Origin of the sequence: Accumulibacter sp. (assembly GCF_016789985.1) — a bacterium.
Taxonomy (GTDB): Bacteria; Pseudomonadota; Gammaproteobacteria; order Burkholderiales; family Rhodocyclaceae; genus Accumulibacter.
This window is the reverse complement of sequence record NZ_JAEUOL010000132.1, coordinates 1-6,090: the sequence shown is the minus strand read 5'-3', so window position 1 is coordinate 6,090 and position 6,090 is coordinate 1. Positions and strand designations below refer to the sequence as shown.

6 protein-coding genes are annotated in these 6,090 nt (G+C 62.8%); 2 read left to right on the top strand and 4 right to left on the bottom strand.

Annotated elements, in window-relative coordinates; translation table 11 throughout:
* From JNK99_RS07565 to gltA, 4 genes are all read right to left on the bottom strand, one after another.
* A partial coding sequence (locus tag JNK99_RS07565; protein WP_291850907.1) for a hypothetical protein occupies positions 1 to 1,448 on the bottom strand: 1,448 nt, incomplete at its 3' end.
* Positions 1,449 to 1,479: 31 nt separating this feature from the next.
* Positions 1,480 to 1,911 (bottom strand): HIT family protein, encoded by a 432-nt coding sequence (locus tag JNK99_RS07560; RefSeq protein ID WP_291850904.1) that lies wholly within the window; start codon positions 1,909 to 1,911, stop codon positions 1,480 to 1,482.
* Between the two features lie 88 nt (positions 1,912 to 1,999).
* Positions 2,000 to 2,479, bottom strand: coding sequence for a hypothetical protein (locus tag JNK99_RS07555; protein ID WP_291850901.1), 480 nt, complete (start codon positions 2,477 to 2,479; stop codon positions 2,000 to 2,002).
* A 406-nt stretch (positions 2,480 to 2,885) separates the two neighbouring features.
* Positions 2,886 to 4,187 (bottom strand): citrate synthase, encoded by a 1,302-nt coding sequence (gene gltA / locus JNK99_RS07550; RefSeq protein ID WP_291850898.1) that lies wholly within the window; start codon positions 4,185 to 4,187, stop codon positions 2,886 to 2,888.
* A gap of 360 nt (positions 4,188 to 4,547) precedes the next feature.
* On the opposite strand from gltA, the gene JNK99_RS07545 reads away from it, so the two are divergent.
* Both JNK99_RS07545 and JNK99_RS07540 read left to right on the top strand, forming a co-directional pair.
* The gene (locus tag JNK99_RS07545; RefSeq protein WP_291850894.1) at positions 4,548 to 4,883 is read left to right on the top strand and encodes a hypothetical protein; all 336 of its coding nucleotides are present in this window, start codon (positions 4,548 to 4,550) and stop codon (positions 4,881 to 4,883) included.
* Positions 4,880 to 6,090, top strand: a 1,211-nt coding sequence (locus JNK99_RS07540) for a nucleotidyltransferase domain-containing protein (protein ID WP_291850891.1), incomplete at its 3' end; no start/stop codon positions are given. The genes JNK99_RS07545 and JNK99_RS07540, both read left to right, overlap by 4 nt.

Genomic DNA, 6,090 nt, shown 5'->3' with positions numbered 1-6,090 from the left:
AGAGCGGGCAGCAGGAAGGCTCGGCTGAACAGGCTCCATTGCCCTCCTTCCTGGGGCAAAATCCGGGCTGCGACGGCTTGCGGTTTACCGGGCAGCGCCGCCACTCCGGCGACCAGACCGCCACCCTGTTCCTGCATCAGCCAGGCGACCTGCGCCAGCAAATACGAGTGTCCATCGTGCGGGCAGATCGACAGGAGCTGCCCTGCTTCGATCCGCCTTCCCGCAACCGAGCGCAGCAGGCGAAATCCGTTGGCACACTGATCCAGTACTTCCCAGCTGTCCAGGCCAAGTCCGAGCTGGGCCTGACGAACTTCCAACACCTGCGTCGGATCGAGCATGTGGCGAAAGGCGAACAGGGTATCGAACTCCTGACGAGAATACGCGCGTTCGCTCTCCGGTTGGCCGAATTCCCTGCCCGAGATATGGAAGTGCATTCCGGCGAATCCGGAACACACTTTTGACGTGCCTGCCGCACTGTGGCGGCGGAACCTGCGTCCTGCCCGAAGCAGGCACCACGGTCTGTAGAGACGTCCGAGCAAGTGTTGGCACTGCACACTGGTGCAGTCTTCCCCGAGGCCGAGCTGTGCCGGCGAGATTCTCTGCTGCAGTTGCAACCTTGCCTGACTCATCTGCATTGCCAGCCTTGAGCTGTCCAGGCGCCGAACGTTTTCCGCCTGTCGGCATTGCCCTGCACCACGCAGACCGGCATCGTACATCAGGTCGACGACCAGTCCTGGCAGGGGTTCTCCCGCGGCAGGCGGATGAAGACTTACCAGTGGCGCCCAGATGCTGGCCCAACGTCGTGTCAGATTCAGATCGCTGATCGACAGGCTGTAAGGTCCGGCGAGTTCAAGCAGCAGCAGGCCAACGGTGGCGGCCGTGCAGTGGGTGCTCCGGCCGTGCGCATCGAGGGAATCAGCAACCGGCAGCGTGGCAATTCCCCACTCCTCGGCACTGGCATAGTAGCCATGCAGATTCAGCCACAAGCCCTGCGGGAGTTGCTGGCGGGCGCGATAGTGTTCGACGATCGCCATCCCGGTGTAGTAGATACAACGGTGCAGTATCAGGGCCAGGCGTTCGGCCTGCCCCGGGCGGTCGTCGGGACCCTGCAGGTGCGCGCAGTGTGCATAGGCGCGCGCAGCTTTCAGCCAGGTGGCCACGACCTGCCGGAAAGCACTCTCTTCAGACTGTCCCAGCGGCAGTGCCTTGTTGGTGTAGCGCCGAGCCAGCTCTTCCTCGATGAAACAAAGGGAAATGCGCGTCTGCTCCAGGAGCTGCAGATAGACTTCGCCGGTTGGGGGCGCTTGCAGCAAACTGTCGAGAAAGTGGTTGATTTCCAGCTCGGCGCGTTCCGAATTGGCCAGGGGAAGCCGCGAGAGAATCTCGAAACCAGTATCCAGGTCTGCGATTCTCAGCGTCGCAGGGGCTTCGGCAAGATCTGTACTCATGGTGTTCTCTCCTTTGTCCGCCATGAGCGGACTACTTGGTACGCAAGGCGGTAATGATTTCATCACTCAATTGACGCCCGCCGACCGCTTTGCGGCAAGGCGATTTCACGCGTTGTGGGACAGCCCATACCGGATTGGGAAAATGCCGGTCATCGCGCCAGCGCGGGATGAGGTGCCAATGCAGATGCGGCGTCATGTTGCCGAGGCTTGCCAGATTGACCTTGTCCGGCTGGTAGAGGATGCGGATGGCTTTCTCGACACCAAACAGGACGTTCATCAAGCGGAGCCTGTCCTGCTCGGGCAGGTCGGTCATCTCGCGCACATGGCGGTTCAGGATGACCCGGCAGAAGCCAGGATAATCGGGGTCGCCCACCATGACCACACGACACAGGTCGCTCTCCCACACCACCTCGCCACCGGGTGATTGGCACAGCTCGCAATCCTCCAATCCGTGTTCAAGCACCTGCCGACTCCTTGCTGATCTACGGGCGCCGATGCGCCGTCATGACGCGAACGATACGCAGGCGTGACGGCGAGCGTTAGGAAATAGGTCACAGAAGGAAGAAGCGGGCCAAGCGGCGTGGCAGGACGTTGCCTACCGGGCTGCGTTCGTAGTCGATGCCGCGCATCTCGAATGCATCGCCTTTGCGCCGACGCGAGAATCCGAAACGAAAGTCTTCCCCTCCGGCGAAAGGAGCGGGCGCCAGTTTCTCTCGTCGGTACGAGCTGCCGTCATAGGTGGCGTACACCTTGTACCGTTCAACGATTGCGTGCGGCTGCATTGCCGCCCGGAACTTCGGGATCTGGCGTTCCTGCAGTTCGCCGAGCGCCTCGCCATCTGCAATTCCGCTGTAGAAGACCGGGCGGTCGGGCGGCAATCCTTCGATGGTCCAGGTCTCGCTCTTCTGCACCGCACCGGGCGACGGCCTGTTCCAGGCTCCGTCGACGCTAGCCGATATCGTGTCGCGCACGATCACCTTGCCAGGCTCAGCCTTCGACATTGCGGCGCAGCCCGACAGCAGCGCCAGCAAATCGAGGAACAGTCAAGGTGACATCTCAACCTTCTTCCAGGAGATAACCCCGGATCACCTCGACATCCTCTCCCTCCGGTTTGCGGCGGCGGCGAACGGCAGGCAAAGAAAGATCGCCCAAAGCAAGTGGCGGATCGGACCACGCAGTGCCATAAGCTCTCCGCAGGTTACGCCTGGCCGCAGTCGGATGCATGCGACAAGCCATTGATAGTGAAAATGATTTGTCGTGCTGTCCGCCCGGGAGTCGACCCCTGAGGGCTGCGTGCCGGGGATGCGTGGGATTGACCGGGACCGGTCGGTCGCCTGCCAGGTCTCACTCGGAATACCGCCAGCGACTGGTCGCCACCCCGTCGTAAATGGTAGAGCGGCGTCAGGTCATGGGCGGACGGCGCCGCCTCCCGCCCTTTCAGGACTGGACCAGGGTAGTGAGCCCGCGCCGGGCGACTCCGTTGTAAAGTTGGCGTGGGCGGGCGATCCTGTATTCGGGATCGCTCAGCATCTCCTCCCACTGCGCCATCCAGCCCGCCGTGCGCGCTAGTGCGAGGGTGCAGGCGAACATCGACGGGGGAATGCCAAGCGCCTTCTGGATTAGACTACCGTAAAAGTCCACAGTGGGTTGGAGCTGCTGCTCGACACAGTAGGGATCTTCGAGCGCAATCCTTTCGATCGTCCTCGCCAGTTTGAACAGGCGGCTTTGCTCCAGCCCCAGTTCACGCAGCACGTCGTCACAAGCCTGGCGCATCACGTTGACGCGCGGATCATGCTGTCTGAAAACCCGCTGACCAAAGCCAGGCAGGCCTGCGCCGCCACCACCGTCCCGTTCGCGGACCAGGGTGACGAAGCGGGTGGCCCGTGCGGCATCGCCAATCTCCTCGAGCATGGCCAGACAGGCCTCGCTGGCTCCTCCGTGTGCCGGCCCGGACAGACAGGCAATGGCGGCCGAAACACAGGCGAAAGGATTGGCACCAGAGGAACCGGCCATGCGCACCGTCGCGGTTGCCGCGTCCTGTCCGTAATCGGCGTACACCGTCAACAGCCGATCCAGTGCGCTCGCCAGCACGGGGTTTGGCCGATATTCCTGGCGTGGGGTGGCGAACATCATGTAGAGGAAGTTGTTGCTGTAGTCGAGGTCAGGACGTGGCCGCATGAACGGCTGTCCGATCGAGTACTTGTGAGCCATGGCGACGATCGTCGGCATGCGCGCGACAATACGATGGAAACTGAGGGTTCTTTGCGCCGCATCCGAGACGTCGGCCGCCTCATGATGAAAGGCCGACAAGGCGCCGACCACGCCCACCATCACGGCCATCGGACGCGCGTCCCGTCGGAAGCCCTCGTAGAACTTGACCATCTGTTCGTGAACCGGCGCATGTCGCGCAATGGCCGCGCGGAAGCCGGTCAATTGCCCAGCGTTCGGCAACTCGCCATGTCTCAGGAGATAGGCCACCTCGAGAAAGTTGCAGCGCTCGGCGAGCTGCTCGACCGGGTAACCGCGATAAAGCAGTTGCCCCTGCGCGCTGTCGACAAAACTGATTCCCGACTTGCAGCCAGCCGTCGATGTGAAGCCAGAATCGTATGCGAAACAGCCTGTACGTGCGCCGAGGCTGCGAATGTCCAGGCAATCGCTGCCATGCGTCGAAACCAGCAAGGGAAGCTGAACCGCGGCCTCGCCGCTGATGGTCAATGTGGCCTGCTGCTGCCTGTTCATGGCATGCCTCCTTGTCGGATGCCCAGTCCTGGGGCCTGTCGCCCTTCTGACGCACCGCTGCTGTGCTCAGCACCGTTGCGCAATCACCTCGACCGCCCTGCCGGCAAGTCTCCCGGACAAGTCGGAACCCTTGCTGCAGGCGGCGGAGCCAGGTCATGAACGGCAAGCTGTCACGCCCGGGCCGTCATGGCTCATCAGAGAAAGCAAGAGACATACCACACCGGAGTTTTGCTCGCACGCTTCTTGCTTGGATTGACTGTGATCAATCGGGAAGCGGCGGCAGGGCGGACCACGCCCGTCTGGCTGCAGCAGGTTTGCCGGTCGCGTCTAGCGGACCCCGAAACAGTGGAGCACAACAAGATGATGAAGACACCGTTGGTTCTTCCCTGGCTGGCGCAGCGGGCTGGCGTGAGCGAGGAGCGTGCCGAAGAGTTATGGCACGAGGCAAATCGTCAAGCGGAAGCGATGACCGGCGAGCGGAACACCTCCTGCTACTGGGGGGCGGTGGTCGCAATCCTGAACGACCTGCTGGCCGGGGAGGCTTGGCGGCCGCAATGCGCGCTTGCCTGGCCGTGGCTCTTGCTGTGGCGCGGCATCGAGCAATGGTCCTGGCTGTTGCAGCGCTGCCTGTCACCCAGCGGTTTGCCGCCGACCTGGCGCACCCGTCGGCTGGCCATGGGCGGCGGGTTGCAATGACTCCCGCAGCATCGATGCGCCAGTTCCTGATCGGCTTGCTCAAGACGCGGCTGCAGGAGGGGCAGCGCCAGATCAGTCAGCGCTTTCTTGCCGAAGGAGACGCCGCACGGCTGTTGCGCGAGCGCTGCCAACTGATCGACCAGGTTCTCTGCGATGTCTGGCGCGATCTGGCCTTCCCTGATTCGTTGGCCCTGATCGCGGTGGGTGGCTATGGCCGCGGCGAACTGTACCCGGCGTCGGATATCGATCTGCTGATCCTCCTGCCGGAGGTGGCCGATCAGGTGCTGACCGCGCGCCTCGAACAATTGATCTGCACCTTGTGGGACATCGGTCTGGAAACCGGCCACAGCGTGCGCACCATCGAGCAGTGCCTGGAAGAGGCAGCGGGTGACATCACGGTGCAAACCGCGATGATCGAGGCTCGCTTGCTGGTCGGCAGTGCGCGGCTGTTTGACGGCTTCTCGTCGATTCTCCAGAGCAGCCTGGACCCCCGCGTCTTTTTCCAGACCAAGCGGGCCGAGCAGGACGACCGCCATCAGCGTTTCAGCGACACCCCCTACAGCCTGGAGGCGAATTGCAAGGATGGGCCCGGTGGTCTGCGCGATCTGCAGCTCATTCTCTGGATTGCGCAGGCTGCCGGCTACGGCAAATGTTGGCGGGATCTCGAACGGCGTGGCTTCATTACCGACGAGGAGGAGCAACTGCTGGTGGACTGCGAGGGATTCCTGCGCCACCTGCGGACGCAGCTTCATCTGCATGCCGGACGCCGCGAGGATCGCCTGCTCTTCGAGTATCAGACGCCACTGGCCGAAAAGCTGGGTTTTGTCGCCAGCGACACGCGCCGCTCCAGCGAGCTCCTGATGCAGCGCTACTACCGGAAGGCGAAGACGGTCACCCAGATCTGCGCGATCTTGTTGCAGAACATGGCGGCCGCACTCTTCCCGCCGCCCGATGAGCCGCCCCTGCCGATCAATGAGCGGTTCCAGAACGCCCACGAGTTCCTCGACGTGGTGCGCGAAGAGGTCTTTCTCGCGACGCCGTCGGCCATTCTCGAAGCTTTTCTTCTGCTTCAGCAGCATGCCGAGCTGAAGGGGATCAGCGCGCGCGCGCAACGGGCTCTGTGGCGCGCCCGCAAGCTGATCGACGAAGATTTTCGACTTCAGCCGGAGAACCGGGCGCGATTCCTGCAGCTCTTTCAGCAGGAGAG